The organism is Herbidospora yilanensis, from assembly GCF_001570565.1.
Taxonomy (GTDB): Bacteria; Actinomycetota; Actinomycetes; order Streptosporangiales; family Streptosporangiaceae; genus Herbidospora; species Herbidospora yilanensis.
Map to the genome: position 1 here is coordinate 133,545 of NZ_BBXE01000027.1, position 25,019 is coordinate 158,563.

The 25,019-nt window shown below is 70.4% G+C and carries 26 protein-coding genes; 18 read left to right on the forward strand and 8 right to left on the reverse strand.

Features of this window, described 5'->3' with window-relative positions; genetic code table 11:
- Positions 1-114 precede the first annotated feature (114 nt).
- The 8 genes from AW273_RS21855 (at position 115) to AW273_RS21890 (ending at position 5,620) form a co-directional block, all read left to right on the forward strand.
- Positions 115-1,389 (forward strand): AAA family ATPase, encoded by a 1,275-nt coding sequence (locus AW273_RS21855; protein WP_062350918.1) that lies wholly within the window; start codon positions 115-117, stop codon positions 1,387-1,389.
- A gap of 80 nt (positions 1,390-1,469) precedes the next feature.
- Positions 1,470-2,189: an RloB family protein gene (locus AW273_RS21860; protein ID WP_062350921.1), complete on the forward strand. Its 720-nt coding sequence runs from the start codon at positions 1,470-1,472 to the stop codon at positions 2,187-2,189.
- 129 nt (positions 2,190-2,318) lie between these two features.
- Positions 2,319-3,071, forward strand: a complete 753-nt coding sequence (locus AW273_RS21865; RefSeq protein WP_062351079.1) for an SDR family oxidoreductase — start codon at positions 2,319-2,321, stop codon at positions 3,069-3,071.
- Between the two features lie 4 nt (positions 3,072-3,075).
- Entirely contained in the window at positions 3,076-3,459 is a 384-nt protein-coding gene (locus AW273_RS21870) for a cupin domain-containing protein (protein WP_062350924.1), read from the forward strand.
- Positions 3,456-3,644, forward strand: coding sequence for a hypothetical protein (locus tag AW273_RS21875; RefSeq protein ID WP_157556019.1), 189 nt, complete (start codon positions 3,456-3,458; stop codon positions 3,642-3,644). Before AW273_RS21870 ends, AW273_RS21875 begins: the two co-directional genes overlap by 4 nt.
- Positions 3,645-3,690: 46 nt before the next feature.
- The gene (locus tag AW273_RS21880; RefSeq protein WP_062350930.1) at positions 3,691-4,560 is read left to right on the forward strand and encodes an RNA polymerase sigma-70 factor; all 870 of its coding nucleotides are present in this window, start codon (positions 3,691-3,693) and stop codon (positions 4,558-4,560) included.
- The gene (locus AW273_RS36470) at positions 4,557-5,189 is read left to right on the forward strand and encodes a sigma factor (protein ID WP_083949941.1); all 633 of its coding nucleotides are present in this window, start codon (positions 4,557-4,559) and stop codon (positions 5,187-5,189) included. The genes AW273_RS21880 and AW273_RS36470 overlap by 4 nt, the downstream gene beginning before the upstream one ends.
- Positions 5,186-5,620 carry an Ohr family peroxiredoxin gene (locus AW273_RS21890; protein ID WP_083949942.1) on the forward strand — a complete coding sequence of 145 codons (435 nt, stop codon included), beginning with the start codon at positions 5,186-5,188 and terminating at the stop codon, positions 5,618-5,620. Before AW273_RS36470 ends, AW273_RS21890 begins: the two co-directional genes overlap by 4 nt.
- Here the strand turns inward: AW273_RS21890 and AW273_RS21895 are convergent.
- Together AW273_RS21895 and AW273_RS21900 are read right to left on the reverse strand one after the other, a co-directional pair.
- Entirely contained in the window at positions 5,592-6,773 is a 1,182-nt protein-coding gene (locus AW273_RS21895; RefSeq protein WP_062350936.1) for an ROK family protein, read from the reverse strand. The genes AW273_RS21890 and AW273_RS21895 overlap by 29 nt on opposite strands.
- Positions 6,774-6,782: 9 nt before the next feature.
- Positions 6,783-7,244 carry a lamin tail domain-containing protein gene (locus AW273_RS21900; RefSeq protein WP_062350939.1) on the reverse strand — a complete coding sequence of 154 codons (462 nt, stop codon included), beginning with the start codon at positions 7,242-7,244 and terminating at the stop codon, positions 6,783-6,785.
- Between the two features lie 78 nt (positions 7,245-7,322).
- Between AW273_RS21900 and AW273_RS21905 the strand changes: the two genes are divergently transcribed.
- A complete protein-coding gene (locus AW273_RS21905; protein ID WP_062350942.1) occupies positions 7,323-7,778 on the forward strand; it encodes a PPOX class F420-dependent oxidoreductase in 456 nt (151 codons plus the stop codon).
- Positions 7,779-7,815: 37 nt separating this feature from the next.
- Here the strand turns inward: AW273_RS21905 and AW273_RS21910 are convergent, their stop codons facing one another.
- From AW273_RS21910 to AW273_RS21925, 4 genes are all read right to left on the reverse strand, one after another.
- The gene (locus AW273_RS21910) at positions 7,816-9,210 is read right to left on the reverse strand and encodes an MDR family MFS transporter (protein WP_062350945.1); all 1,395 of its coding nucleotides are present in this window, start codon (positions 9,208-9,210) and stop codon (positions 7,816-7,818) included.
- A gap of 280 nt (positions 9,211-9,490) precedes the next feature.
- Positions 9,491-10,063 (reverse strand): ABC transporter permease, encoded by a 573-nt coding sequence (locus AW273_RS21915; RefSeq protein ID WP_062350948.1) that lies wholly within the window; start codon positions 10,061-10,063, stop codon positions 9,491-9,493.
- A complete protein-coding gene (locus AW273_RS21920; RefSeq protein ID WP_062350951.1) occupies positions 10,060-10,779 on the reverse strand; it encodes an ABC transporter permease in 720 nt (239 codons plus the stop codon). The genes AW273_RS21915 and AW273_RS21920 overlap by 4 nt, the downstream gene beginning before the upstream one ends.
- A complete protein-coding gene (locus AW273_RS21925) occupies positions 10,776-11,480 on the reverse strand; it encodes an ABC transporter ATP-binding protein (protein WP_062351084.1) in 705 nt (234 codons plus the stop codon). Before AW273_RS21925 ends, AW273_RS21920 begins: the two co-directional genes overlap by 4 nt.
- A gap of 111 nt (positions 11,481-11,591) precedes the next feature.
- Here AW273_RS21925 and AW273_RS21930 point away from each other — a divergent pair, with 111 nt between their 5' ends.
- From AW273_RS21930 to AW273_RS21960, 7 genes are all read left to right on the forward strand, one after another.
- On the forward strand, positions 11,592-12,416 hold the full coding sequence (locus AW273_RS21930; protein WP_198168284.1) for a sensor histidine kinase: 825 nt from the start codon (positions 11,592-11,594) through the stop codon (positions 12,414-12,416).
- Complete coding sequence (locus tag AW273_RS21935; RefSeq protein WP_062350955.1) at positions 12,413-13,051, forward strand: response regulator; 639 nt, start codon at positions 12,413-12,415, stop codon at positions 13,049-13,051. Before AW273_RS21930 ends, AW273_RS21935 begins: the two co-directional genes overlap by 4 nt.
- 200 nt (positions 13,052-13,251) lie before the next feature.
- Positions 13,252-13,341, forward strand: coding sequence for a K(+)-transporting ATPase subunit F (kdpF, locus tag AW273_RS21940; RefSeq protein ID WP_034385538.1), 90 nt, complete (start codon positions 13,252-13,254; stop codon positions 13,339-13,341).
- A 1-nt stretch (position 13,342) separates the two neighbouring features.
- Positions 13,343-14,989 (forward strand): potassium-transporting ATPase subunit KdpA, encoded by a 1,647-nt coding sequence (kdpA, locus tag AW273_RS21945; protein ID WP_062350957.1) that lies wholly within the window; start codon positions 13,343-13,345, stop codon positions 14,987-14,989.
- Positions 14,989-16,998, forward strand: coding sequence for a potassium-transporting ATPase subunit KdpB (gene kdpB, locus AW273_RS21950; protein WP_062350960.1), 2,010 nt, complete (start codon positions 14,989-14,991; stop codon positions 16,996-16,998). Before kdpA ends, kdpB begins: the two co-directional genes overlap by 1 nt.
- Entirely contained in the window at positions 16,998-17,834 is an 837-nt protein-coding gene (locus tag AW273_RS21955; protein ID WP_062350963.1) for a potassium-transporting ATPase subunit C, read from the forward strand. Before kdpB ends, AW273_RS21955 begins: the two co-directional genes overlap by 1 nt.
- Positions 17,835-17,838: 4 nt before the next feature.
- Positions 17,839-20,322: a DUF4118 domain-containing protein gene (locus AW273_RS21960; RefSeq protein WP_062350966.1), complete on the forward strand. Its 2,484-nt coding sequence runs from the start codon at positions 17,839-17,841 to the stop codon at positions 20,320-20,322.
- 22 nt (positions 20,323-20,344) lie between these two features.
- Here the strand turns inward: AW273_RS21960 and AW273_RS21965 are convergent, their stop codons facing one another.
- Both AW273_RS21965 and AW273_RS21970 read right to left on the reverse strand, forming a co-directional pair.
- On the reverse strand, positions 20,345-21,256 hold the full coding sequence (locus tag AW273_RS21965) for an LLM class flavin-dependent oxidoreductase (protein WP_062350969.1): 912 nt from the start codon (positions 21,254-21,256) through the stop codon (positions 20,345-20,347).
- Complete coding sequence (locus AW273_RS21970; RefSeq protein ID WP_062350971.1) at positions 21,253-23,319, reverse strand: LLM class flavin-dependent oxidoreductase; 2,067 nt, start codon at positions 23,317-23,319, stop codon at positions 21,253-21,255. The genes AW273_RS21965 and AW273_RS21970 overlap by 4 nt, the downstream gene beginning before the upstream one ends.
- A 70-nt stretch (positions 23,320-23,389) precedes the next feature.
- Here AW273_RS21970 and AW273_RS21975 point away from each other — a divergent pair, with 70 nt between their 5' ends.
- Positions 23,390-23,845 (forward strand): MarR family winged helix-turn-helix transcriptional regulator, encoded by a 456-nt coding sequence (locus tag AW273_RS21975; RefSeq protein WP_062350973.1) that lies wholly within the window; start codon positions 23,390-23,392, stop codon positions 23,843-23,845.
- A gap of 93 nt (positions 23,846-23,938) precedes the next feature.
- Positions 23,939-24,883 (forward strand): WD40 repeat domain-containing protein, encoded by a 945-nt coding sequence (locus AW273_RS21980; RefSeq protein WP_062350975.1) that lies wholly within the window; start codon positions 23,939-23,941, stop codon positions 24,881-24,883.
- The last annotated feature ends 136 nt before the right edge of the window (positions 24,884-25,019 follow it).

Consider the following 25,019-nt stretch of genomic DNA (forward strand, 5'->3'; position numbering starts at 1 on the left):
CCACGTCCGCTGACGGCGCAGTTCGCTGGCGTGCGATTGAGGGACGTCATATGCTTTCTGATGCAGACTTCCTGCACCAGGACGCAGATGACACTCGTCTCTTAGGTGGCTCAGATGCTGGTCCGATTCCGGTTGGCCAACCATCGGTCGATCCGTGACGACCACGAACTGTCGCTGATCGCGACCGAGTTCGATGAGGGCACGGCCCGCGCGACCGGCCTCAAGCACCGGGGGCACCATGTCTCGGCGCAACCCGTGCTGGGAATCTTCGGAGCCAACGCGTCGGGAAAATCCAACCTGCTCGGTGGGCTCTGGCTGATGCGTGACGCGGTGCGGAACTCTTTCGCAGACTGGGCCAAGGCGCCAGGTGTGGTGCCACGGGAGCCCTTCAAACTCGATTCCGAGTCTCGCGGACAGACGAGCCTTTTCGAGGTCGACCTCACGCTCGGTCGCGATCCCGTCCGCTACACCTACGGCTTCGAGTTGTCGGACGAGCGGGTGGAGGCGGAGTGGCTGCACGCATATCCGCATGGCCGCCGGAACGTCTGGTTCGATCGGGAGGCGGGTCGTCCCGAGTCGGAAGGCGGCGAGTTCGTCTTCCGCGGTGAGGGATTCAAAGGTGAACGGGAAGCTCTCGCAAAGCTGACCCGGCCGAACGCTCTTTTCCTGTCCGTCGGCGCGACCCTCAACGATCCGCAACTGGTGGCGATCCACCGGTGGTTCCTCAACGACCTCGCGCTCGTCACAGCGGGCGGGAAAGCCCGTAACCGCATGTCGCGGACCCAGCGTCTGCTGACGCACCCGGACGACGCCGACTTCTACCGAGAGCGCGTCGGGGAGTTGCTGCAAGCGGCCGATCTGGGCATCACCCGTCTCGACATCGATCCCGAGACGAGTGAGCTCAGACTGTGGCACCGCACCTCCGATGATGGAGAAATGCCACTCGACTTCCTCCAGGAAGAGTCGCTTGGCACGCACGCGTGGTTCTCTTTTCTCGGGCCCATGCTCACCGCACTGAAGCAGGGCTCGATTCTGCTGGTGGACGAGCTCGATTCGAGCCTGCACCCGGCGCTTGCGGCCGAGGTGCTACGCGTTTTCCAGGACCCGGCCGCCAATCCGAACGGCGCCCAACTGATCTTCACCACTCACGACGCGACCCTCCTGGGCAGTGAAGTCCTCGATCGTCCGATCGGCCGCGACCAGGTATGGATCACCACGAAAAGGCGCTCGGGCGAGACCGAGCTCTATCCACTCACAGCGGCCAAGCCTCGCAAGGAGGAGAACCTCGAACGCGGATATCTCCGCGGCCGTTACGGCGGCGTGCCGAGAATGACCGCAGGGGAGATCGTCCGCGAACTCTCGCGACATGAGAAGAAGGCCCGAGCGTGAGCGGGGGACGCAGAAAGCGGCGTGGAAGTCTGGACGACGAACGCCCGCTGACACCGAGATCGATTCCCCGCTCTCGCGAAGTGACGATTCTGTACGTGGCCTGTGAAGGAGAATCAACCGAACCGGATTATCTGCAATACCTCAACGAGCAGTTCGGTGACGGCGACGGTCACGACCGGCAGCCTTTCCGGATCCAGCCGGTCTACCGCCGGAACGGGCTCACGCCCGGCGAAGTCGTCGCGGCGGCGTGCGATGCGGCCGGGGAGGACGAGGCATGGGCGCTCTTCGACCGCGACCAGTGGGGCGACATCCCACAGGCGATCAAGGCTGCGGCCGCGTCCAGAATCGAGATCGTGTTCTCGCATCCGTCATTCGATCTGTGGCTGCTGCTGCACTTTCAGGCGTTCGGAGGGGCACAGAGCGGTAGCAGCAAGCTCGTGGTCGAAAAGTTGCGGCAGGCCAAAGGGGCGGAAGCCTTCAAAGACTTCGACAAGAAAGGCGACAAAAGCATTAGGGCGGCTCGACGAAACGCGCTGAGAAATCGGGAGGACAAGGCGGCGGAGCACGCTCGCACGCTCGTCTCGTCCTGCTCTCACGGGCTCTGCAAGCCTCGTCAGGCGAAGGTCGATCCCGTCGAGGGCGACGATCCCGTGACTCCGCAGCAGTGGGCGTCCCGCTCCGGTCACGCGCCGGACTGCCCGATTCTCCAGCGAGACCCGTCCACCGATGTGTGGCGGTTGCTGGCCCGGCTGCGCATAGTGAAGGCACGCCCACTCGCCCGTGGCGATCATCCCGGTTAGGTAGCCCCAGGTCAGTGGGTATCTGAAAGAAAGTTCGCGGCGTTTGTCACAACTTCTCCCCCTGCCTTGTCCTAGCTGACGATCGGGCGCCGTGAGGGCCCGACGTCCAAGACAACGAGGGGTATGTCCATGAAGATCGTCGTCATCGGGGGCACCGGGCTGATCGGGTCCAGGCTGATCGAGAAGCTGGCGGAGCACGGTCACCAGGGGGTCGCCGCCGCGCCCAGCACGGGGGTGAACACCCTCACCGGTGAGGGGCTGGCCGAGGTGATGAAGGGCGCCGACGCCGTGGTCGACGTGTCGAACTCCCCCTCCTGGGAGCGGGATGACGTGTGGAACTTCTTCACCACGTCCACCTCGAACCTGCTGGACGCCGAGAAGGCCGCCGGGGTCGGGCACCACGTCGCCCTGTCGATCGTCGGGAGCGAGCGGCTGCCCGACAACGACTACTTCCGGGCCAAGATCGCCCAGGAGAAGCTGATCGAGGGGTCGGGGGTGCCCTACTCGCTCGTCCACGCCACGCAGTTCTTCGAGTTCGTCAAGGGCATCGCCGACGAGGCGACCCGTGACGACGGGGTGCACGTCGCGCCGGTCCGGTTCCAGCCCATCGCGGCGGCCGAGGTGTCGCAGAACGTCGGCAAGGTGGCCGTCGGCGCGCCGCTGAACGGGCGGCTGGAGATCGCCGGGCCCGAGCAGTACCAGATGGACGAGTTCATCGGTGAGGCGCTCAAGGCCCTCGGCGACTCGCGCACGGTCGTGACCGACGTCCACGCCCGCTACTTCGGCAGTGAGCTGGAGCAGCGTTCGCTCGTGCCCGGCGACGGCGCCACCCTCGGCCAGATCGGCTATTTCGACTGGCTCAAGGACAACCAGGGGAAGTGATCACATGTCCGAAGCATGGAAGACCGCGCTGACGGTGCTCCAGGAGGTCGAACCCCCCTTCGTTCCGGAGGGGGCGCACGCGTCGACCATCGTCATCGAGTATCCGCCCGGCGACCCCGGCACCCCGCCGCACCGCCACTCGGGGCCGGCCTTCGGCTACGTCCTTGAAGGGGAGATGCGGTTCGAGCTGCAGGGGCAGCCCATCAGGATCGTCAAGGCCGGGGAGGTCTTCTGGGAGCCGGGTGGCGACGTCATCCACTTCCAGGACGGCAACGCCCGCGACGACGTGCGGCTGAAGTTCACCGTCACGATGTTCTGCGCTCCGGGCACGCCGATGCTCACCTTCGTCGAACAGGACGAACTCGACCGCCTGGGATGGTCGCGATGAACGAGGAATTCCTGGAGGCCGAACTGGCCATGGCCGAGAACAGCCACCCGGAGGAGCTCGCCGAGGAGCCGATCACCGAGTGGTTGTACGACCCGATCGACGCCGAACGCGAGGAGATCGCCCTCCGTGGGCTCATCGGCGCCGTGGAGGTGCTCGAAGAGGACGTCATCTGGAAGAACCCGTGAAAACCGCCGTCGACGCCGTCACCCATGTTGCGATGAAGTGACCTTCATGGATTCGCTGGAGAACGCCGCCTCGGTCTTCACCGAGCTTCGGCCGCGCCTGTTCGGCATCGCCTACCGCATGCTGGGCAGCGCGGCCGAGGCCGAGGACGTCGTCCAGGACGTCTGGCTGCGCTGGCAGGGCGCCGACCGGTCGGCCGTGCAGAGCCCGTCGGCGTTCCTGGCGACGATCGCCACCCGGTTGTCCATCAACGTGGCGCGGTCGGCGCGGGCGCGGCGGGAGTCGTACATCGGGCCGTGGTTGCCCGAGCCGATCGACACCAGCGCCGACCCCACCTTGGGGGCCGAGCGCGGAGAGGCGCTAGAGTTCGCCTTTCTGCTGCTGCTCGAACGGCTCTCGCCGACCGAGCGGGCGGCCTATGTGCTGCGGGAGGCGTTCGTCTACCCGTACGAGCAGATCGCGGAGATCATCCAGGTCTCGGCGGCCAACGCGCGCCAGCTCGTGAGCCGGGCCCGCAAACACCTGGCCGCCGGGCGGCACGAGCCCATCGACAGGACCGAGCACCGCCGCCTGCTGGAGACCTTCCTGGACGCCGCCCAGTCGGGTGACGTCGTGGCCCTGGAGCACCTGTTCGCCGAGGACGTCGTGAGTGTGACCGACGGCAACGGCGTCAGGGGCGCGGCCCGCCTGGTGATGCACGGCATCCCCCGCGTGACCAAGTTCGTCGCCTCCTTCGCCCCCCGCTTCTGGCCCGGCGCGACGGTGACCTTCGTCGAGGTGAACGGCGGCCCGGCGGTGTTCGTCCCGGCCCGGGAGAAGACCGGCGGGGCCCTGCTCGTCCTGGACGCCTCCCGCGACGGCATCCACCAGTTGTTGTGGATCATGAACCCCGACAAACTCGCCGGCTACGCGACATGAGCGATTCCCTGGCGGAGATGCTCGACGAGCGCCGCCATTTGATCGACATCGCGACCTGGTTGTTCGGCTCGGAGACGGCCGCCGACCAGATCGTCCAGGAGACCTACCGCCGCTGGTACGCCCTCACCGAAGCCGAACGCGCCGCGATCGCCCAGCCACGGGCGTGGCTGACCCGCGTGGCCGGCGGCATCTGCCTGGAGCTCCTGGCCGCGGGGACCCCGCACCCGCCGCCCGTGCCGCGGACCACGCCCCGGCCCCGGCCCGGCCTCGTGCCGCCGGCCCGCCACGATGAGGTCGTCCACCGCTTCGCCGCCGCCTGCTCCACCGGCGACGCGCCCGCGCTGCGGGCGGTGTTGTCCCCGGACGTCCTGGTCGTCAGCGACGGCGGCGGCAAGGTCCGCGCCCCGCTGCGGCCCACCCACGGCGCCGAGGCCGTGGCCCGGTTCCTGTCCCGGCTGCTGTCCGGGATCGAGGCCGCCGTGGAACCGGTGAACGGGCGGACCGGCCTGGTGCTCCGCCAGAACGGGCGCGCGGTCGCGGTGGTGAGCGTCAGCGTGGCCGCGACCGAGGTGACGGCGGTGTGGATCGTGCTCAACCCCGACAAACTGAAGGGCTGGCACCGGCCATGACTCTGTACGTCACCAGCGTCACGGTGACCGGCGGGAGTTCGGCCCACGGACGGGCGACCGGCCGGGCGGTCTCGGCCGACGGCGCGCTCGACCTGGAGCTGCGGCTGCCCCGGGAGCTGGGCGGCGACTCGGGCGGGCCCAACCCCGAACAACTCTTCGCGGCGGCCTACGCGGCCTGTTTCCAGGCGGCGCTGAGCCTGGCGGCCCGGCGGCACCATCTCGACCCGTCGTCGATCAGCGTGGCGGCGACGGTGGCCTTCGGCCGCGACCCCGCCGACGACGGCTACCAGGTGGGCGTGGACCTGGTCGTCACCTGGCCGGACGCCGACCCCGACGTGGCGGCCCGGCTCGTGGCGCGGGCGGAGACGCTCTGCCCGTACACGAAGATGAGCCCGGCGACGATCAGCCTCGCGGTCGATGGGCCCGTTTGACGGCCTCCGCCGGGTCGGCCAGCAACCCCGCGAAGCCCAGTTCCGCCCCGCCCACCAGCGTCGTGTCGTCGCCGAGGGCGGCGATGCGCAACTCCACCCGCTCCCGCGACACCGGCAGGACGTTGGCCTCGATGCGGGTGCGGACCTGCTCGGCCGAGCCCCGGTAGACGTCGCGCAACATGCCGCCGAAGACGATCACGCCCGGGTTGAACAGGTTGATCAGGTTGGCCACCCCGACCCCCAGCCAGTCGCCGACCCGGTTGAGCGCCTCCCGGGCGGTCTGGTCGCCGCGTTCCGCCGCGTGGACGACCGAGGCGACGGCGTCGCGACCGACGCTGCCGTGGGGCCAGCCGGCCAGGTCGAGCAGGGCGCTCTCGCCGACCTCCGCCTCCAGGCAGCCCCGCGAGCCGCACAGGCACGGCCGCCCGTCGAAGGGGTTGACGACCATGTGCCCGGCCTCGGCGGCGTAGCCGTCGTTGCCGCCCAGCCGTTTGCCGTCGACGATCACCCCGCCGCCCACGCCGACGTCGCCGTGCAGGTAGATGAGGTCGCGGAAGCCGATCCCGGCGCCGCGCTGGTTCTCGGCGACCGCGCCCAGGTGCGCCTCGTTGCCCACCCTGACGGGCAGGTCCACCGGGAGCCGTCGTTCCAGCTCGGGCCCGAAGGCCTGGTCGACCCAGCCCGTCTTGGGTCCGTACCGGACCGTGCCGTCGTGCGGCCGGATCATGCCGCAGAACGAGGCGCCGACCCCCACGCAGACGGCGCCGTCGGGCACGTCGCGCAGGAGCTGGCGGCCGAACTCGGCCAGCGTGCCGACGACGTCGTCGAGGTCGGGGAACCGCCGCTGCCGCACCGCCGCCCGCCGGTCGAGGATGACGCCCCCGAGCCCGACCCGCGCCGCCACCAGCCAGTCGACCGCCACGTCGAAGGCGAGCACGAACACCTTCTCGCTCTCCGGGCTGACCACCAGCGACGGCCGCCCCGCCTTCTGTACGTCGTCGGGGAGCTCCTCCCTGACCAGGCCCAAGGCGGCGAGTTCGGCGGTCAGCGCCATGATCGTGCTGCGGTTCAGCCCGAACTCCTCCGTCAGCGCGGCCCGCGACGTCGGCCCGTTGAGATGGATGTGCCGCAGCAGCGCCCCCAGGTTCTTCATGACCTGAGTTCAGCAGATGACGTAGTCATCCCGCGACGAGTCATAGGAGCACGAGTAGACCAGTTTGCCGGATGCGTTGTGCAGGTAGCCGGTGTCGGACGTCTGGTTCCAGATGTAGGTGAAGGTCCCCTGCCCGCCGCGCTGCCAGTAGCGGGTCGTGGCGGTGTCCTTGCCCTTGCCGGTCCGCAGCGTGACCGTCTTGCCGGGCCTGAGGGTGAAAGCGGCGAACGTGTAGACGTGGTCGGCGCGCCTGCTCTCGTCGCGGACCGTCCAGCCCTTCAGGCTGACCGCCTTCTTGGAGAAGTTCCTGAGCTGGATCCACTCGCCGTTCACGCTGCTGTTCGCGCCGTTGTCCGGCGAGCCGGGCGAGTCATAAAAAATCTTCGTAATCTGTACGGCCGGAGCCTTCGCCTGAGCGGGCTGGGACAAGACTGCGACGCCTAACAGCGCGACCGCGAGCACACGCGTCATGGAACGCTCCAAGAGACGGGGGAACTTGCCGGGTTTCGAATGATATGGAGAAGTGGCCCCCGCGCCTAGAGTGACACCATGAAGATCGCGACGAACGACCCCGTCACCCGGGAAGAACTGCTCGACTTCCTGCGCCCCCGCCACCACGCGATCGTCATCACGGCCCGGCGCGACGGCCGGCCCCAGGCCTCCCCGGTCTCCTGCGGCGTCGACACCGAGGGCCGGATCGTGATCTCGACCTACCCCGAACGCGCCAAGACCGCCAACGCCCGCCGCAACGAGCAGGTCAGCGTGGTCGTCCTGTCGGACGACTGGAACGGCCCGTGGGTCCAGGTCGACGGCGACGCGGAGGTCCTCGACCTCCCGGAGGCCCTCGAACCCCTCGTGGAGTACTTCCGCTGCATCTCCGGCGAACACCCCGACTGGGACGAATATCGCGAAGCGATGATCCGCCAGGGCAAGTCCCTGCTCCGCATCACCCCGACCCGCTGGGGGCCGGTCGCGACGGGCGGCTTCCCGGCCCGGTTGGCCTGACCTCGATCTCCCGGTCAGGCCAAGGGCCGCCGTCGGGTCAGTGGTGCACGGGCGCCGGGCCGTCGCCGTGGTTGGCGGCTCGGGCCGGGAGGACGATCGCGGTGATGATCACCGCGATCGAGATCGCCGCGCTGATGATGAACGACAGGCGCATGCCTCCCAGAAGGGCGGCGTCGCCCGTGGCGCCGGCGGCGTGGAGGCTCTCGGCGCGGGCGCTCATGACCGTGATCACGAGGGCGGTGCCGATGGCCGCGGCCACCTGCTGCAACGTGCTCAGGATCGAGCTCGCGTGGCTGTAGAGCGACGACGGGACGGCGCCCAGACCCAGGGTGAAGACGGGCGTGAAGGTGCCGGCCAGGCCGATCATCAGCAGGGCGTGGAGGCCGAGGATCTGCCAGTAGGGCATCGTCATGGTGATCTGGGTGAAGCCTGCCAGCGACAGGGCGATCGCGACCGCTCCCGGGATCACGAGCACCCGGCCGCCGAAGCGGTCGAAGAGGCGGCCGACGGTCGGGCCGAGCAGGCCCATCGCGAGGCCGCCGGGCATCACCAGGAGGCCGGTCTGCAGGGTGGTGAGGCCGCGGATGTCCTGCAGGTAGAGCGGGAGCAGCACCATCGAGCCCAGCATCGCCATGAAGGCGACCGCCAAGAGGATCAGCGAGATCGTGTAGGTGCGGTGGGTCAGCGTGCGCAGGTCGAGCAGCGGGCCGCCGCGCTTCTGCAGCCGTAGCTGGCGGAACACGAACACGGCGATCAGCACGATGCCGCCGCCCACCATCGAGCCCGCGACCGTGGCGTCGCCGCCCTCGAAGCGGCTGAGCCCGTAGACCAGGCCGCCGAACCCGGCGGCGGCGGTCACCACGCTGAACCAGTCGATCGTGCCGACCTTGGTCTCGCCGACGTTCTTGAGCTGCCGCAGGCCGAAATAGGTGATCAGAGCGGCGATCGGGAACACCACGGCGAACAGCAGCCGCCACGGGCCGAACTGGAGGATCACGCCGGAGACCGTCGGGCCCATGGCGGGGGCGACCGAGATGGCCAGCGAGACGTTGCCCATCACCCGGCCCCGCTCGGATTCGGGCACGACCTGCATCAGCGTCGTCATCAGCAGCGGCATCATGACCGCCGTGCCGGACGCCTGGACGATCCGCCCGGCGAGCAGCACCTCGAAGATCGGGGCCACCGCGGCGAGGGCCGTACCGAACAGGAAGAGTCCCATCGCGGTCGTGTAGGCCGTGCGGGTGGTCACCCGCTGCAGGAACCAGCCGGTGATCGGGATGACGGCCGCCATGGTCAGCATGAAGGCCGTCGACAACCACTGGGCGGTCTGCGCGGTGATCTGGAGAGCCTTCATCAACTCCGGAATGGCGTTGATCATGATGGTCTCGTTGAGGATGACCACGAACGTGGCCAGCACCAGCAGCCTGATCACGGGCGGGGTTCGACGTGGGGGTTCGGTCGCGGCTTGGGCGGGTGAGTCGAGCTGGTCTAGCTGTGGGCTGGACACGGTACCTCAATCAGGGGAATGGAAACTGAGTTGCGGCCATGACCAGGATGGCCCGCACCACCGACAAAACTCGGCTCGCCCACTCAGAATTCCGGAAGCCGCCTCCGGATGTCACCTGATTTTCATCGTGCTCCCGTGAGCCGCCGTCACGTCGCGGCAGGTGGGGCCACTCTCCCGCAGAGTGATTGTGACTCGCGACACGTTTTCACGCGTCGCGGCGGCGGTAGGCCAGCGCGGCCACGACGAGGAGGACCGGCGTCGACACGACGAGGGTGACCATGTCGTCCGGCAGGTATTCGTGCACGAACGGGACCGCGACGAACAGGCAGCCCAGGAGCACGGCGACGCCCGCCAAGGTGTGCCGGAGCAGCACCCCCACGGCCGCGCTGACCAGCGTCAGCAGGGTCAGGTACGCGGTCACCTCCGCCACCTGCCACAGGCCGACCGGCGTGCCGAGCACGGCCGTCGTGATCAGCGGGCCCGACAGGGCCACGGCCAGGGCGGCCGGGAGCGTCACCACCGCCAGCGCGGTGTGCTTGGCCGCGAGCTGGCGCACCCGGCGCGGCATCACGGTCAGGGTGGTCCTGATCTGGCCGCCGGTGTATTCGGAGCAGGTCGCCAGCACGCCCAGGACGATGAACCCGGCCCGCGAGTAGGCCACCGGCGCGTCGCCGGCCGCGATCACGAAGGTCAGCAGCACGTTCGCCGCCAGGGTCGAGGCGAGAGTGAGCCACGTCGCGGGGAGCGAGACCAGCTTCGACAGTTCCGCCCTGATCATGCGTCCCTCCGGGTGAACACGGCACTGGCGAGGGCCAGCAGCCCGGCCACCCAGGCCGACATGACCAGCAGGCCGAGCAGCGGGCTGATCATGACGCGGTCGTCGGCTATCTCGCCGACGAACATCCGCATCCCGGCCATGTCCGGGAAGTAGTAGGCCAGCGGGGTGACCTTGGTGAGCAGGAAGGTCACGCTCACCACCGAGGTGTTGACCAGCAGCACCGTCAGCGGGACGATCCCGTGCCGGAGCAGCACCGTGATCGCGAACGCCAAGAGGGCCGTGTACGTCCAGTAGCAGACCACCCCGGCGAGCCGTCCGGCGTCCAGGGCAGTGGCCTGTTCGGCGAGCCTGACGTGCACGACCCCCATCGTGGCCGCCGTGGCGGCGAACGCCAGCGGCACGGCGACGAGCACGACCGCCGCGGCCTTGGCCGCCAGGAAGCGCACCCGCGACGGCACCGCGGTGAGGCTGGTGGTGAGTTGCCGCCCGCCGCCCGAGTCGGCCCCTTCGGTGAGGTATTCGCTGCTGACGGCCACGACCCCGAGCACGATCACGCCCATCACGCCGAACGCCAGCTCCTGGTAGCCCCGGTCGGGGCCGGGGACGCCGCTGTTGAGCATCGCGATCCCGCTCGGCACGACCACCGCCAGCACCCCGGCCAGCCACACCGACGGCAACGTGCCCAGCTTGGCCAGTTCCGCCCTGACGGCCCTCATCGCCCGCTCCCCGAGGTGAGCGCGAAGAACGCGTCCTCCAGGTTCCGGTGTGCCCCGGTGACCTCGGCGAGGGTGCCCGTGGCGACGATCCGCCCGCGGTCGATGACCACGACGTCGTCGACGGTCTCGGCGAGCTCCCCCATGAGGTGGCTCGACAGCAGGACGGTCCGCCCCGACCGGGCGCGTTCGCGGAGGAAGGTCCGGACGAACCGGATGCCCTCCGGGTCGAGCCCGTTGAGCGGCTCGTCGAGGATCAGCACGGACGGGTCGCCGAGCAGCGCCGTCGCGAGGGCGAGCCGCCGTCCCATGCCCAATGAGTAGCCGCCCACCCGCTTGGCCGCCGCGTCGGTCAGCCCGACGAGCGCCAGCACCTCGTCGACCCGCGCGGGCGGCAGCCCGGCCGACCGGGCCACCCACCGCAGGTGCGCGCGGCCGGTGCGGGAGCGGTGCGCCCCCGAGCCGTCGAGCACCGCCCCGGCCGTCCGGACGGGGTCGGCCAGGGCCGGGAACGGCACCCCGTCGACCAGCGCGGTCCCGGCGTCGGCCCGGTCGAGTCCGAGCAGGATGCGCAACGTGGAGCTCTTGCCGGCGCCGTTGGGCCCGAGGAAGCCGGTCACCCGGCCCGGCCGGGCCTCGAAGCCGATCCCGGCCAGGATCTCCTTGCCGCCCCGCCGCTTGACGAGGCCGTCGATGGTAATCACGCCGACCAGTGAAGCGAGGGGCCGGGAGAACCACATCGGACCGGGGTCCGGACCCGTATCTCCGCCCCTGGTCCGATGCGTCGCACTCGGCGGAGTTCCTACACTTCGGACGTGGTGGCGATTCCGAAACGCGAGCGTCGGGTCTGGCCCCCGGTGGTCGCGACCTACGTCCTGCTCCTGCTCGTCCTGCTGTCGGCCGGCGGTGAGGGCGCGGGGGTGGTCGTCGTGCCCGCGATCATCGCGGCGCTGGCGCTGGCCACCACGGTCTGGGCGCTGATCCGCGGACGCCGCCAGCGCGCCGCCTACGAGGCCCAGCTCACCGCGTGGGCGGGCGAGCGGGCGGCCCAGGCCGAGCGGCTGCGCATCGCCCGCGACCTGCACGACATCGTCTCCCACGGCCTCGGCCTGATCACCGTCAGGGCGACCGCGGCCCGCTATCCCGGCGTGCGGGACGATCCGGGCACCGCCCTGGAGGACATCGAGCGTATCGGCCGCGAGACCACCACGGAGTTGCGCCGCATGCTCGGGGTGCTGCGCGACACGGGCGCGGTGGCGCCGCTGCGGCCGGCCGACAAGCTGAGCGATCTGCCCGACATCGTCGCCGAGGCGGGGCGGGCGGGCCTGCGGGTCACCCTCGACCTCGACGACCTCGGCGAGGTCAGCCCGGGAGCGCAACTGGCGGTCTGCGCGGTCGTCCGCGAGGCGCTCAACAACACCGCCCGCCATGCCGGTCCGACCGGCGTGGCGGTCCGGGTCCGCCGCGACGGCGGCTGGATCGTCACCACCGTCCACGACGAGGGTCCGGTCGACGGCTGGGTCGTCCATCCCGGCGCCGGTCGCGGACTCGAAGGCCTCAGGGAACGGGTGACCGTCCTCGACGCCGGGCCCGTCGACAACGGCTTCCGGGTCAGCGCCCGCGTCTCCGGGGCGTCATGACGATCCGCGTGGTCATCGCCGACGACCAGCCGCTGCTGCGCCACAGCCTGGCCGCCGTGATCGACGCCCAGGCCGACATGGCCATGGCCGGCGAGGCGGGCACGGGTGACGAGGCCGTCGCCGTCTGCGCCGAGACCCGCCCCGACGTCGTGCTCATGGACATCCGGATGCCCGGCATGGACGGCATCGAGGCCACCCGCCGCATCCTGGCGGCCGGCGCCGAGGCCAGGATCATCGTCCTGACGATGTTCGAGCTCGACGAGTACGTCAGGGCCGCGCTGCTGGCGGGGGCGAGCGGCTTCCTGCTCAAGGACGCCCATCCCGACCGCCTGCTCGACGCCGTCCGGCGGGTCCACCAGGGAGAGTCGCTGCTGGCCCCGAGCGTGCTGGAGCGCCTGATCGAGTCGTACGTCAGCCGTCCCGCCCCCGCGAAGTCGGTGAGGAGCCTGACCGAGCGGGAGACCGAGGTGCTCACCCTGGTCGGCCACGGCCTGTCGAACGACGAGATCGCCGCCCGCCTCAGCATCTCGATCAAGACGGTCAAGACCCACATCGGCAATCTGCTGAGCAAACTGCACGCCCGCGACCGGGCGCATCTCGTCATCGCCGCCTATGAGAGCGATCTTGTGGGTTAGCCGTCAAGAATTCCGGCGCCCGCATATGGAAGCCATCAAGATCTACGAAACCGCCCCAAAGTGCCGTTTTCCTGGACGTCGTACCGCCCGGAAAACGGAACTGAGGAGCAGTGAACAGAGATGGGTGACCTCATCTTCGTCGCCCTGACGATCGCGATCTTCGTGGTCTTCGGGTTCGTGGTGAAGGCGGTGGAGCGCCTGTGAGCGCGATCAACGCCGCCGGCCTCGTCGTGGCCATCGGCCTGGTGATCTTCATGGTCGCCGCCCTGCTGTTCCCGGAGCGGTTCTGACATGGGCTGGCTCTTCGTCCTGTCGCTGATCGTCGCCCTGGCGCTGGTCTACAAGGTGTTCGGCGACCACATGCACCGCGTCTACACCGGCACGAAGCACAACGCCGTCGAGCGGGTCGTCTACCGCCTGCTCGGCGTGCGCCCCGACACCGAGCAGCGCTGGGCCGCCTACGCCCGGAGCCTGCTGGCCTTCTCGATCGTCTCGATCCTCTTCGTGTACGCCCTCCAGCGTGTCCAGGACCGACTCTGGTTGTCGCTGGGCTTCGCCCCGGTGCCCGACCACATCGCGTGGAACACCGCGATCAGCTTCGTGACCAACACGAACTGGCAGGCCTACTCGGGCGAGAGCACGATGGGCCACCTGACCCAGATGGCCGCCCTCGCCGTGCAGAACTTCGTGTCGGCGGCGGTCGGCATGGCGGTGGCCATCGCGCTGGTGCGCGGGTTCGCCCGGCGCGACAGCGACACGATCGGCAACTTCTGGGTCGACCTGGTGCGCGGCACGCTGCGCGTCCTGCTGCCGATCGCCTTCGTGGGCGCGCTCGTGCTGGTGGCGGGCGGGGTCGTGCAGAACTTCGCCGGGCCTTACGAGATCACCACGCTCACGGGCAACGTGCAGAACATGACCGGCGGGCCGGTGGCCAGCCAGGAGGTCATCAAGGAGCTGGGCACCAACGGGGGAGGTTTCTACAACACGAACTCCGCGCACCCGTACGAGAACCCCACCGCCTGGACCAACTGGTTCGAGATCTTCCTGATCCTGCTGATCCCGGTCTCGCTGACCCGGACCTTCGGCCGGATGGTCGGCGGGCTCCGCCAGGGGTACGCGATCCTCGCCGTGATGGGCGTGATCGCCCTCGCGAGCATCGTGCTCACCAACGTCTTCGAGCTGGCCGGGAACGCGACCGTGCCGCAGGCGGTCGGCGCGGCGATGGAGGGAAAGGACGTCAGGTTCGGGGTCGCCAACTCGGCCACGTTCGCGGCGGCGACCACGCTGACCTCGACCGGCGCGGTCAACTCCTTCCACGACTCCTACACGCCGTTCGGCGGCATGATGACGATGTTCAACATGATGCTGGGCGAGGTCGCGCCCGGCGGCGTCGGCGCGGGCCTCTACGGCATGCTGATCCTGGCCGTCATCACCGTGTTCGTGGCGGGCCTCATGGTCGGCCGGACCCCCGAATACCTGGGCAAGAAGATCGGCGCCCGCGAGATCAAGCTCGCGTCCCTCTACTTCCTGGTCACGCCGGTGCTCGTCCTGGTCGGCACGGCCGTGGCCATGGGCAACGAGGCGGGCCTGGCCGCGATGCTCAACTCGGGCCCCCACGGCTTCTCCGAGATCCTCTACGCCTTCACCAGCGCCTCCAACAACAACGGCTCGGCGTTCGGCGGCGTCACGGTGAACACGCCCTGGTATGACGTGGCGCTCGGCATGTGCATGGTCCTGGGCCGGTTCCTGCCGATCATCTTCGTGCTCGCCCTGGCCGGTTCGCTGGCGAGGCAGACGCCGGTGCCGGAGTCGGCCGGCACGCTGCCCACGCACCGGCCGCAGTTCGTCGGCCTGGTCGTCGGGGTGACGATCGTCCTCGTCGCCCTGACCTTCCTCCCCGCCCTCGCGCTGGGCCCCATCGCAGAAGGACAACTCTGATGGCCGCTCCGATGATCCGATCGTTGCCCGACGCGTTCAGGAAGCTCAACCCGGTCACGCTCTGGCGCAACCCGGTCATGCTGATCGTCGAGGCCGGCGCGGCGTTCACCACCGTCCTGGCCGTGCTGGAGCCCGACTTCTTCGCGTGGGCGATCGTGGTCTGGTTGTGGCTGACCGTGATCTTCGCCAACCTGGCCGAGGCGGTCGCCGAGGGCCGGGGCAAGGCCCAGGCCGCGACCCTGCGCGCGACCAGGCGCGACACGACGGCCGTGCTCACCAGCGGCCAGACCGTCTCGGCGACCGAGCTCAGGCAGGGCGACGAGGTCGTGGTCGTGGCCGGGGAGATCATCCCGGGCGACGGCGACGTCGTCGAGGGCATCGCCAGCGTGGACGAGTCGGCCATCACCGGCGAGTCGGCCCCGGTCATCCGCGAGTCCGGTGGTGATCGGAGCGCCGTCACCGGAGGCACGAAGGTGCTCTCCGACCGGATCGTCGTGCGCATCACCCAGAAGCCCGGCGAGAGCTTCATCGACCGCATGATCGCCCTGGTCGAGGGCGCCGACCGGCAAAAGACCCCCAACGAGATCGCCCTCAACATCCTGCTGGCCGCGCTCACGATCATCTTCCTGATCGCGACCGTCACCATGCAGCCGATGGCGATCTGGGCAAAGAGCCAGAACCCCGGCATCCCCGACAGCCTGGCCCTGACCGGCGACGGCGTCAGCGGCATCGTGCTGGTCTCGCTGCTGGTCTGCCTCATCCCCACGACGATCGGCGCGCTGCTGTCGGCCATCGGCATCGCCGGCATGGACCGGTTGGTGCAACGGAACGTCCTGGCGATGTCGGGCCGCGCGGTCGAGGCGGCCGGCGACGTGTCGACGCTGCTGCTCGACAAGACCGGCACCATCACCTTGGGCAACCGGCAGGCCGCCGAGTTCCTCCCCGTCTCCGGGGTCGGCGAGCGGGAGCTGGCCGAGGCGGCCCAGCTCTCGTCGCTGGCCGACGAGACCCCAGAGGGCCGCTCGATCGTGGTCTTCGCCAAGGAGCGCTACGGCCTGCGCGAGCGCGACGTGCAGGACGCCGAATGGGTGCCGTTCACCGCGCAGACCCGCATGTCCGGCGTGAACGTCGGCGGGCACGAGGTCCGCAAGGGCGCGGCGACCGCCGTCATGAAATGGGTCCGCGACCACGGCGGCCACCCGACCGAGCAGGTCGGGGCCATCGTGGACGCCATCTCGGGCAGCGGCGGCACCCCGCTGGTGGTGGCTCAGAAGGATCAGGTCCTCGGCGTCGTCCACCTGAAGGACACCGTCAAGCCCGGCATGCGGGAGCGCTTCGACGAGATGCGCCGCATGGGCATCAGGACCGTCATGATCACCGGCGACAACCCCCTCACGGCCAAGGCCATCGCCGACGAGGCGGGCGTGGACGACTTCCTCGCCGAGGCCACCCCCGAGGACAAGCTCGCCCTGATCAAGCGCGAGCAGGAGGGGGGTCGCCTGGTCGCCATGACCGGCGACGGCACCAACGACGCCCCCGCGCTCGCGCAGTCGGACGTCGGCGTCGCCATGAACACCGGCACCAGCGCCGCCAAAGAGGCCGGGAACATGGTCGACCTCGACTCCGACCCGACCAAGCTCATCGAGATCGTGGAGATCGGCAAGCAGCTCCTCATCACCCGGGGCGCGCTCACGACCTTCTCCATCGCCAACGACATCGCCAAGTACTTCGCCATCATCCCGGCGATGTTCGCGGCGGTGTATCCGGGCCTCGACACGCTGAACGTCATGCGCCTGGACTCGCCCCAGTCGGCGATCCTGTCGGCGGTCGTCTTCAACGCGCTCGTCATCGTCGCGCTGATCCCGCTGGCGCTGCGCGGCGTGCAGTACCGCCCGTCGAGCGCCTCGAAGCTGCTCAGCCGCAACCTGCTCGTCTACGGCCTGGGCGGCATCGTGGCCCCCTTCGTCGGCATCAAACTGATCGACCTTCTGATCGCGGGGATCGTGTGATGAATCGTCTCCCAAGTTGGATCAGGCAGCACCTGGCGGCCCTCCGGGCCGTGGCCGTGCTGACGGTGATCCTCGGCGTGGCCTACCCCCTGGCGACCACGGGCGTGGCCCAGGCCCTGTTCAACGGCAAGGCCAATGGCGATCCGGCCCTGATCGGCCAGAGCTTCACCGACGCCGAGGGCAACCCCGTGGCGAAGTACTTCCAGTCCCGCCCGTCGGCGGGCGGCTACGACATGCTCACGACCGCGGCCGGCAACCTCGGCCCCGAGGACGTCGTCGACACCCTGGCCGTTCCGGGCACGGTGGACGACGAGGGCAACCCCGACGAAGGCCGCCAGTCGCTGCTCACCCAGGTGTGCGCGAGGTCGGCGGCGGTCGGGCGGCTCGAAGGCGTCAGCGGCGCCCGCCCCTACTGCACCCCCGATGGGGTCGGCGCGGTCCTGAAGGTCTTCCCGGCCATCGGCACGCCGACCCGCGCGGTCAGCGTGAACCAGGCCTGCCCCGTGCAGCCGTTCATCGCCACCTATCAGGGTGTGAAGGTCGAATGCGGGAAGCCCGGCGAGGACTACGCGGCCGGGCGCACCGTCCCGATCAGGGGCGACGCCCAGGCGGTCGTGCCCGCCGACGCGGTCACCGCCAGCGGTTCCGCGCTCGACCCGCACATCTCCGTCGCCTACGCCGAGCTCCAGGCCCCCCGCGTGGCCAGGGAGCGAGGGCTGCCCGTCGAGCGGGTGACCACGCTGATCAGGCGGTACACCACCGGCCGCCCGCTCGGCTTCATGGGCGAACCCGGGGTCAACGTGCTGGAGCTCAACCGGGCGCTCGACAAGGGGTGACGACGTGCCACGCGGCCGGCTGAGGGTCTACCTGGGCGCGGCGCCCGGGGTCGGCAAGACCTTCGCGATGCTGGGCGAGGGCCGCCGGGCGAAGGAGCGCGGCCGGGACGTGGTCGTGGGCATCGTCGAGACCCACGGCCGCGTCCAGACCGCCGCGCAGCTCGCCGACCTGGAGGTGGTCCCGCGCAGGTTCATGGAGTACCGGGGCGGCACCTTCACCGAGCTCGACGTCGACGCCGTCATCGCACGCGCGCCGAAGGCGGTGCTGATCGACGAGCTGGCCCACACGAACGTGCCGGGCTCCCGCAACGCCAAACGCTGGCAGGACGTCGAGGAGATCCTGGCCGCTGGCATCCATGTGGTCACCACGGTCAACGTGCAGCACCTGGAGTCGCTGAACGACGTCGTCCACGAGATCACCGGCGTGCCCCAACTGGAGACCGTGCCCGACGAGATGGTCCGGCAGGCCGACCAGATCGAGCTGGTCGACATGTCGCCCGACGCGCTGCGGCGGCGGATGGCCCACGGCAACGTCTACGCGCCGGAGAAGGTCGACGCGGCGCTGTCGAACTACTTCCGCGTCGGCAACCTGACGGCGCTGCGGGAACTGGCCCTGTTGTGGGTGGCCGGGAAGGTCGACGAGCAGCTCGACCGCTACCGCGAGGAACACGGCATCCGGGGGAAGTGGGAGGCCCGGGAGCGGGTGGTGGTGGCCCTGACGGGCGGCCCCGAGGGCGACACGCTGATCAGGCGGGCGGCCCGGATCGCCGACCGCAACAAGGGCGCCGACCTGCTGGCCCTGCACGTCATCAGCGCCGACGGCCTGACCGGCGGCGACCCGGCCAGCCTGGCCCGGCAGCGGATCCTGACGGAGTCGCTGGGCGGGACCTACCACCAGGTCGTCGGCGACGACGTCCCCACGGCGCTGCTCGACTTCGCGAGCGGGGTGAACGCGACCCAGCTCGTTCTGGGGGCGTCGAGGCGCGGCAGGTTCGCCCAGATCCTCTCCCGGGGCGTGGGGGTCGAGACGACGGCGCGGTCGGGCCCGATCGACGTCCACATGATCACCCACGCCGAGGCGAGGCAGGGCCGCGCGCGCCGCCAGCGCTCCCGGGCCGCCCTGACCAGACGGCGGCGTGTCACCGGCTGGATCCTGGCGCTGGCCGGCATGCCCGCCCTGGCGGGCATGCTGCTGCCGTTCCGCGACGAGTTGTCGCTGCCGAGCGAGATCCTCTTCTTCCTGATGCTGACGGTGGGCGTGGCCCTGGCGGGCGGCACCTGGCCCGCCATCACCGCCGCCGTCGGCGGCTCCCTGCTGCTGAACTACTTCTTCACCCCGCCCCTGTACGAGTTCACGATCAACGACCCGGAGAACCTGTTCGCCCTGGTCGTCTTCGTGCTCGTGGCCGCGGCCGTGGCGGCGATAGTGGATCTGGCCGCCCGGCGGACCCGGCAGGCGGCCCAGGCGAGCGCGAACGCCGAGATCCTGTCGGCCCTGGCGGGGCACGTGCTGCGCGGCGAGTCGGCGCTGCCGTCCCTGCTGGCCCGGCTGCGCGAGACCTACGGGCTGACGTCGGTGACGCTGCTGGAACGGGCGGCCGAGCCGAAGGCGTGGCACATCGTCGCGACCACGGGCGGCCCGCCGTGCGTGAAACCGTCGAGCGGCGACACCGACGTGATCATCGACGACGACCTGGTGCTCGCCGCGCGGGGAGCGCCGCTCGACGCGTCCGACCGGCGTGTCCTGGAGGCGTTCGCGGCCGAGATCGCGGTCGCGCTGCGCCAGCAGCGCCTGGCCGAGGCCGCCGAGAAGGCCAAGCCGCTGGCGGCGGCCGACAAGATGCGCACCGCCCTGCTGGCGGCGGTCAGCCACGACCTGCGCACCCCTCTGGCGTCGGCCAAGGCGGCGGTCGAGTCGCTGCGCAGCCGGGAGATCGTCTGGTCTCCCGATGACCGCGCCGAACTGCTGGCCACCGCCGACGAGTCGCTGGTGAAGCTCGACCGCCTGGTGGCCAACCTGCTCGACATGAGCCGCCTCCAGGCCGGGGTGCTGGGCGTGACCCTCGAACCGCTGGCCCTCTACGAGATCGTGCCCCGCGCGATCGACGACCTCGGCGCCCGCATCGAGACGGCCGTCCCCTACGACCTGCCGGAGGTCGTCGCCGACGCCGCCCTGCTGGAGAGGGTGCTGGTCAACGTGATGGGCAACGCCATGCGCTACAGCCCGGCCGTGCTGGTGACGGCCGGTTCCGTCGGCGACCAGGTCGAGATCCGGGTGATCGACCGGGGGCCCGGCATCCCGCCCGACGCGCACGAACGCGTCTTCCAGCCGTTCCAGCGTCTGGGCGACCGCGACAACCACACGGGGGTGGGCCTCGGTCTGGCGCTGTCGCGCGGGCTGACCGAGGCGATGGGCGGGACGCTCACCCCGGAGGAGACCCCGGGCGGCGGCCTCACCATGGTCCTCCGCCTGCCGGCGGCCCGGTGAACGGTTTCCAGCCCACGGCGGGCTACCTCGGCCCGCCGCCGAGCCGCCACTTCTGAACGAGCTCGCGGACCGCCGGGGCGACCTCCCCGGCGAACAGCTCGGTCTTGGCCAGGTCGTCGGACATCAGCAGGAAGCCGCTGACCCCGTAGTCGGCGGTCAGCCCGGCGAGTTGTTCGACCCACTGCTCCGGCGGTCCCTGCAGGAAACCGCGGTTCGCCTCGGTGAACTCGCCGGTGATGTTGAGCAGGCGCCTGACGGCGCTCGGTTCGCGCCCGGCCGCGAGGGCGGCCTCGTCGATGTGCCGGTTCATCTCGGTCAGGTCGGCGGGGCCGCCCGGCAGGTAGGGCAGCGACGGCAACCAGCCGTCGCCGGCTCGTCCCGTCAGGGCCAGCATCTTCGGCTTGTACGCCCCCACCCAGATCCCCACGTCGTGAGCCGGGGCGGGGCCGCGCTTCGCGCCCTTCACCGGGTAGTAGGGCCCGTCGGACCGGACCCCGCCGCGCTCGTCGGCGGCCCAGATCTGGCGGATGATGCCGATGCCCTCCTCCAGCGCCTCGATGCTCTGGGCCGGGGTGAGCCGCCGCCCGCCCATGGCTTCGATGGCGTCCCAGAACCCGCCCGCGCCGATGCCGAGCTCGATCCGGCCGCCGCTGAGCCGGTCGAGGCTGGCCACGCTGCGCGCCAGCACGGCGGGCTGGCGCAGCGGCAGGTTGGTCACGTTGCCGCTGAGCCTGATCCGCTCGGTCTGCGCCGCGATGTAGGACATCAGCGTCCAGGTGTCGTGGAACCGCGGCTGGTAGGGGTGGTCCTGGAAGGTGACCAGGTCGAGGCCGGCCCTTTCGGCGGCCCTGGCGTGGTCGACGGCGTGCCTGACCGGCTGGATCACCGGGCTGACGAAGGTGCCGAACAGCAGGTCGTGCCCGTAGTCGCTCATTTCTCATCCCTGATGTTGAAGTTGTCGCGGAAGACGTTGGCCGGGTCGTAGCGGCGCTTCAGGACCCGCAGCCGGTCGAGGGTCTTCGGCGGGAACGCGTCGGCGACCTTGCCGAGGCCGGTCTCGAAGCTGAGGTAGAGGCCGTCGAAGTGTTCGCGGTTCGCCTCCCACAGCGCGTCCATCCGCTTGTCGTCGATCCCCATCGCGGTGACCTGGAAACCGGCGTCGCGGTGGGCGTAGGCCGTGGCGTCGGCCGGGACGTCGGCGACCGCGCCGCCGACGGTGCGGATCTGGAAGAAGTACACGACCCCGCCGGCCAGCATCTTCGCCGCGGCCGCCGCGAAGGCGGAGGTGATCTCGCGCACGAACGCCGACCGGGCCACCGGCTCGCCCTGCCCGTGGTGGTCGCCGTCTTGGGCGTTGTCCATGACGTCGGCGTACGCCGCGACGACGACCTGCTGCTGGTAGAGCGCGGAGATGCCGGCGAACGGCTGGAGCTGGTCGACGATGACCTCGGGGTCGGCGGAGTCGACCATGGCCATGATCTGCGCCACGGCCGGCCGGCCGCGCCGGGGCGGCCCCATGATCAGGAACGCCGTCGTGTCGCGCGGGGCCGCGGACGCCACCTCGCCGAAGCGCCGCAGGAAGCCGGCCTGGTCTGCGGCGTCCATGACGAGCTGGGCCCAGCCGACGTCGGTGACCACGGAGGCCTCGAACTCGAAGGAGGTCACGACCCCGAAGTTGGCGCCGGCCCCGCGTACCCCCCAGAAGAGCTCGGCGTTCTCGTGTTCGTCGGCCCTGACCACCGACCCGTCGGCCAGCACGATCTCGACGGCCCGCAGGTGGTCGATGGTGAGCCCGTGCTTGCGCGACAGGAACCCGATGCCGCCGGCGGTGGCCAGCCCGCCGACGCCGACGCCGCCGTAGTCGCCGGAACCGAGCGCCCAGCCGTGGGGGCGCAGCGCGGCGGCGACCTTGTTCCAGCGGGCGCCCGGACCGATCTTCACCCGGCGGGTGGTCTCGTCGAGCACCTCTACGGCGTCGAGGTGACGCAGGTCGATGACGATCCCGCCGTCGTTGGTCGACCGGCCGCTGACGCCGTGACCGCCGCTGCGCACGCCCAGCGGCAGAGCGGGGTGGCGGCGGGCGAAGGCCAGCGCGTCGGCGACCTCGGCGGGGTCGCGCGGGAACAGCAGCAGCCCCGGAGAGCCGCCCCGCAGGTAGTTCGACCTGACCCGCCCGTAGTTCCGGTCGCCCGGTTCGACGGCCGTGGCGGCCAGCGATTCGGGCACGCCGTCGTAGTCGATGCCCGTGCGCCGCTCGGCGAGCGCGGCGGCGGGTCTGACCGGCCGGTCGGAGAGGCCGCCGGGGGCGGCGGCGCGCAGGGCGGGGATCGTCTCGCGGGCGAACCGCGCGAGCACGGCCTCATCGTCGGTGCGCAGGATGATCGTGCCGAACCCGTCGTCGAGCACCCCGGCCGGGACGTCACCCGTGACGACGAGGACCCGCCGGATCTCCCGGGGGTCCCGCCCGGCCGCCGCGGCGGCCTCGTCGATCAGCTTGTTTCCGGTACGCGGGCATTCGGGCCGCTCCGGATCATGGACGGCGACCCACCCGTCGGCCTGCCGTCCGGCCAGCTCCAGCACGGCCGGATCGTCGCCGGTGACCCAGACGGGCACCGCGTGCGCCGGTTCGGGCCCCGGCTCGGCGGCGGTGAGCCGGTGGTGCACACCGTCATAGGTGACCCGGGGCGCCGAGACGTCCCAGATCGCCCGGATCACGTCGATCGCCTCGGCCAGCGCCGCGACCTCGCCCGACGTGCCGAGCGTGAGCGCGACCCGGCCGCCCGACAGCAGGTCGAGCCCGGCGGCCGACCGCCCCAGCACGGCGGGGTTCCATTCGGCGACGTCGAGCCGGCCGACCAGGCCGATCCGCCCGGTCCGCCCCGCCAGCCAGGACAACCCGGTCCACTCGGGGAACATCGCCAGGTCGTAGCCGAACTCCTCAATCAGCTCGGCGCGGCCGGTGAGGGCGCCGAACCGGAGCGCGTGGCCATAGTTCATGGGGGACTCCCTTAGGTTGATACGTCAACCAATATACGTCAAGGTTGATGCATCAACTAATCTGGGGCACATGGCCGATCTCACCGACCCCCAGGCCCTCGCCTGGGCCAGCTACCAGCGCATGCGCGTCCGGCTCAGCGGCGTCCTCGGCCGCGAGCTCGCCGCCGCCACCGGCCTGTCCGAGGCCGACTTCGAGGTCCTGGTCGCCGTGAACGAACGCCCCGACGAGTCGGTGCGCTCACTGGCGCTGCGATGCGGCCTGGAATGGGAGAAGAGCCGCCTGTCCCACCAGCTCCGCCGCATGGAGCAGCGCGGCCTGATCACGCGGGAGGCCTGCGAAGAAGACAGCCGGGGCTCGGCCGTCCGGCTCACCCCGCGCGGGCGCGAACTGGCCTGCGAGGCCAGGAAGCACTACGACGCGGCGGTCAAGCGCTACGTCATGGACTCGCTCACGCCGGAGCAGGTCGCCGCATTGGCCGAGATCTCCGACACCCTGCTCGACCGCATCGAGATCACCCACAGGTGAGCCACCCGCCGCCATCGTTTCCGATCTGTGACCAACCCCCCACCCTCTGCTCGCATCCAACGATGTGATGGGGAACACAACCAGGGGGTAAAGATGAAGATCAGGGTTCTGGTCACGACGGTGGCGACGGCCGCCGCGATGATGGCCGTGCCGGCCACGGCGCAGGCCGCGCCGCACCATGGGGGCGACAGCATCCGCTACGCCTCGGCCAAGGCCTGCAAGGTGAAGAAAGCGACCGTGTTGTGCGGGAACTGGCGGCTGGTGACGCACCACGGCAAGATCCTCCAGCTCAGGGACGCCCAGCTCGAAGCGCTCGACGGCAAGCGGAGGCCGGTCGGTTTCGCCGCCGCTCCGGTGGCGATCAGCGGGAACGGCCAGAAGATCGCCTACTTCCGCAAAGACGGCCGGATCGCCGTCCGGACGCTCGGCGGCGGGGTCACCCTGCTGCCCGCCGACACGCTGCCGAAGAACGTCGTGCAGTACAACGTGTGGTTCCGCCTGTCCGACGACGGCGCGAGCCTCGCCGTGACCGACCGCCGGACGATGATCTTCGACACCAAGAAGGGCAGACGGCTCGGCCTGCTGCCCGCCAAGCGCGAGTTCATGGGCTTCAGCGGCGACGGCAAGGAGGTGCTGACCAGCGGGCCCGACGAGGTCTTCCGCGTCTACGACCGCTCGGCCCGTCTCCTGCGCCAGGGCCGCCCGGCCGACGACGTGAACGGCTGGGGTCCCAACGCGCTGCACGCCGACGCCCGGACGGTGGCCACTCTGGTGTCCGGTGACAAGATCGTCGTCTCCGACGTGGAGACCGCCCAGGTCGAAGGGGACAACCCGATCAAGCTGCCCAAGGGCGGCACCGTCGAGATGCTCGACTGGACCGGACCCGACCAGGTCACCCTGCACGTGTCGCAGAACCTGCCGAAGGTCCCGAACCGGATGACGGTCCTCCAGCACGACACGAAGACCGGCGTCACCACGGTCCGCGACCGCTACGACATCCTCAAGGACACCTTCACCTACGCCGCCTGCGGCGGTTAACGGACCGGCTTGGCCCTCCCCAGTTGCTTGACCGTGGCCGGGTCGGCGCCCTCGGGCAGATCGGCGACCTTCAACGGGCCGGTCCCCTTGGCGACCCTCGTGTTGCCCGAGCAGCTACCGGTCACGAGACGGCCGT

What these genes read in the sequence shown, in the direction of transcription:
- AW273_RS21900 (WP_062350939.1), bottom strand. Translation starts at nt 7,244, where the DNA reads ATGACGCGTGTGCTCGCGGTCGCGCTGTTAGGCGTCGCAGTCTTGTCC.
- AW273_RS21970 (WP_062350971.1), bottom strand. Translation starts at nt 23,319, where the DNA reads ATGAACTATGGCCACGCGCTCCGGTTCGGCGCCCTCACCGGCCGCGCC.
- kdpA (WP_062350957.1), top strand. Translation starts at nt 13,343, where the DNA reads ATGGGCTGGCTCTTCGTCCTGTCGCTGATCGTCGCCCTGGCGCTGGTC.
- AW273_RS21980 (WP_062350975.1), top strand. Translation starts at nt 23,939, where the DNA reads ATGAAGATCAGGGTTCTGGTCACGACGGTGGCGACGGCCGCCGCGATG.
- AW273_RS21975 (WP_062350973.1), top strand. Translation starts at nt 23,390, where the DNA reads ATGGCCGATCTCACCGACCCCCAGGCCCTCGCCTGGGCCAGCTACCAG.
- AW273_RS21955 (WP_062350963.1), top strand. Translation starts at nt 16,998, where the DNA reads ATGAATCGTCTCCCAAGTTGGATCAGGCAGCACCTGGCGGCCCTCCGG.
- AW273_RS21965 (WP_062350969.1), bottom strand. Translation starts at nt 21,256, where the DNA reads ATGAGCGACTACGGGCACGACCTGCTGTTCGGCACCTTCGTCAGCCCG.
- AW273_RS21915 (WP_062350948.1), bottom strand. Translation starts at nt 10,063, where the DNA reads ATGATCAGGGCGGAACTGTCGAAGCTGGTCTCGCTCCCCGCGACGTGG.
- AW273_RS21920 (WP_062350951.1), bottom strand. Translation starts at nt 10,779, where the DNA reads ATGAGGGCCGTCAGGGCGGAACTGGCCAAGCTGGGCACGTTGCCGTCG.
- AW273_RS21875 (WP_157556019.1), top strand. Translation starts at nt 3,456, where the DNA reads ATGAACGAGGAATTCCTGGAGGCCGAACTGGCCATGGCCGAGAACAGC.
- kdpB (WP_062350960.1), top strand. Translation starts at nt 14,989, where the DNA reads ATGGCCGCTCCGATGATCCGATCGTTGCCCGACGCGTTCAGGAAGCTC.
- AW273_RS21880 (WP_062350930.1), top strand. Translation starts at nt 3,691, where the DNA reads ATGGATTCGCTGGAGAACGCCGCCTCGGTCTTCACCGAGCTTCGGCCG.
- AW273_RS21905 (WP_062350942.1), top strand. Translation starts at nt 7,323, where the DNA reads ATGAAGATCGCGACGAACGACCCCGTCACCCGGGAAGAACTGCTCGAC.
- AW273_RS21865 (WP_062351079.1), top strand. Translation starts at nt 2,319, where the DNA reads ATGAAGATCGTCGTCATCGGGGGCACCGGGCTGATCGGGTCCAGGCTG.
- AW273_RS21935 (WP_062350955.1), top strand. Translation starts at nt 12,413, where the DNA reads ATGACGATCCGCGTGGTCATCGCCGACGACCAGCCGCTGCTGCGCCAC.
- AW273_RS21895 (WP_062350936.1), bottom strand. Translation starts at nt 6,773, where the DNA reads ATGAAGAACCTGGGGGCGCTGCTGCGGCACATCCATCTCAACGGGCCG.
- AW273_RS21855 (WP_062350918.1), top strand. Translation starts at nt 115, where the DNA reads ATGCTGGTCCGATTCCGGTTGGCCAACCATCGGTCGATCCGTGACGAC.
- AW273_RS36470 (WP_083949941.1), top strand. Translation starts at nt 4,557, where the DNA reads ATGAGCGATTCCCTGGCGGAGATGCTCGACGAGCGCCGCCATTTGATC.
- AW273_RS21890 (WP_083949942.1), top strand. Translation starts at nt 5,186, where the DNA reads ATGACTCTGTACGTCACCAGCGTCACGGTGACCGGCGGGAGTTCGGCC.
- AW273_RS21870 (WP_062350924.1), top strand. Translation starts at nt 3,076, where the DNA reads ATGTCCGAAGCATGGAAGACCGCGCTGACGGTGCTCCAGGAGGTCGAA.